This window comes from Arthrobacter sp. HMWF013 (assembly GCF_003061105.1).
In the GTDB taxonomy this organism is placed as follows: Bacteria; Actinomycetota; Actinomycetes; order Actinomycetales; family Micrococcaceae; genus Arthrobacter.
In genome coordinates this window covers 1-1,685 of the sequence record NZ_QAIQ01000413.1, presented here as the reverse complement: position 1 = coordinate 1,685, position 1,685 = coordinate 1, and the positions used below count along the sequence as shown (strand labels likewise).

At 63.9% G+C, this 1,685-nt stretch carries 1 protein-coding gene; it reads left to right on the top strand.

Annotated features, from left to right (window positions below; all coding sequences use genetic code 11):
* Nucleotides 1-1,552, top strand: a 1,552-nt coding sequence (ettA, locus tag DBR22_RS15315) for an energy-dependent translational throttle protein EttA (protein ID WP_108599738.1), incomplete at its 5' end; no start/stop codon positions are given.
* Between the last annotated feature and the right edge of the window lie 133 nt (nt 1,553-1,685).

Sequence of the window (1,685 nt, the reverse complement as noted above, 5' to 3'; positions counted from 1 at the left end):
GTCCACCATCCTGAAAATCATGGCCGGCCTGGACACCCCTTCGAACGGCGAGGCCCGGCTCAGCCCCGGCTACACGGTGGGGATCCTGTTGCAGGAACCGCCGCTGAACGAGGAAAAGACCGTCCTGGGCAACGTCCAGGAGGGTGTCGGCGAAATCTACGGCAAAATCCAGCGCTTTAACGAGATCTCCGAGGAAATGGCCAGCCCGGACGCTGACTACGACACCTTGCTCGAAGAAATGGGCCACCTCCAGGAGGCCATTGACGCCGCGGACGCATGGGACCTCGATTCCCAGCTGGAACAGGCCATGGACGCCCTCCGCTGCCCGCCTGCGGACGCTGACGTGACCCTCCTCTCCGGTGGTGAGCGCCGCCGGGTGGCACTCTGCAAGCTGCTGCTGCAGAAGCCGGACCTCCTGCTGCTGGACGAGCCCACCAACCACCTTGACGCTGAGAGCGTGCTGTGGCTGGAACAGCACCTTTCCAGCTACGCCGGAGCGGTCCTGGCCGTAACCCACGACCGTTACTTCCTCGACCATGTCGCGGAATGGATCGCCGAAGTGGACCGCGGCCACCTGTACCCCTATGAGGGCAACTACTCCACCTACCTGGAGAAGAAGCGCGCCCGCCTTGAAGTCCAGGGCAAGAAGGACGCCAAGCAGGCAAAGCGCCTCACCGAAGAACTCGAGTGGGTCCGCTCCAACGCCAAGGGCCGCCAGACCAAGTCCAAGGCCCGCCTGGCCCGCTACGAGGAAATGGCCGCGGAAGCGGACCGTACCCGCAAGCTCGACTTCGAAGAAATCCAGATCCCGCCGGGACCCCGCCTCGGCGGACTCGTCCTCGAAGCCAAGGACCTGCAGAAGGGTTTCGAGGACCGGACCCTCATCGACGGGCTGTCCTTTACCCTTCCCCGCAACGGCATCGTCGGCGTCATCGGCCCCAACGGTGTTGGCAAGACCACGCTGTTCAAGACCATCGTGGGCCTGGAACCGCTCGACGGCGGCGTCCTGAAGATCGGCGATTCGGTCAAGATCTCCTACGCGGACCAGAGCCGCGGCGGCATCGATCCGAACAAGACCCTGTGGGAAGTGGTGTCAGACGGCCTGGACTACATCCAGGTGGGCCACGTCGAAATGCCTTCGCGTGCCTACGTGGCTGCCTTCGGATTCAAGGGCCCGGACCAGCAGAAGAAGGCCGGGGTGCTCTCCGGTGGTGAGCGCAACCGCCTGAACCTTGCGCTGACCCTTAAGCAGGGCGGAAACCTCCTGCTCCTTGACGAACCCACCAACGACCTCGACGTCGAGACCCTCAGCAGCCTCGAAAACGCGCTGCTGGAATTCCCCGGCTGTGCCGTGGTGGTATCGCACGACCGCTGGTTCCTGGACCGGGTGGCCACCCACATCCTGGCCTACGAAGGTGACGAGGAGAACCCCTCCAAGTGGTACTGGTTCGAGGGCAACTTCGAATCCTACGAGGAGAACAAGGTGGAGCGCCTGGGTCCCGATGCGGCGAAACCGCACCGGGTGACGCACCGCCGCCTCACCCGCGACTGATCAGAACCCGCGGCTCGCCATCACCGCGGCTGATCCGAACTGACTGTTCAGAGTCCTGTTTCAGCAGAAAGGCCGGCGCCCCGTGGCGGGTTCTAGCGGTCGTTGCAACACCCAGAATTTTGGGAGTTGCAAC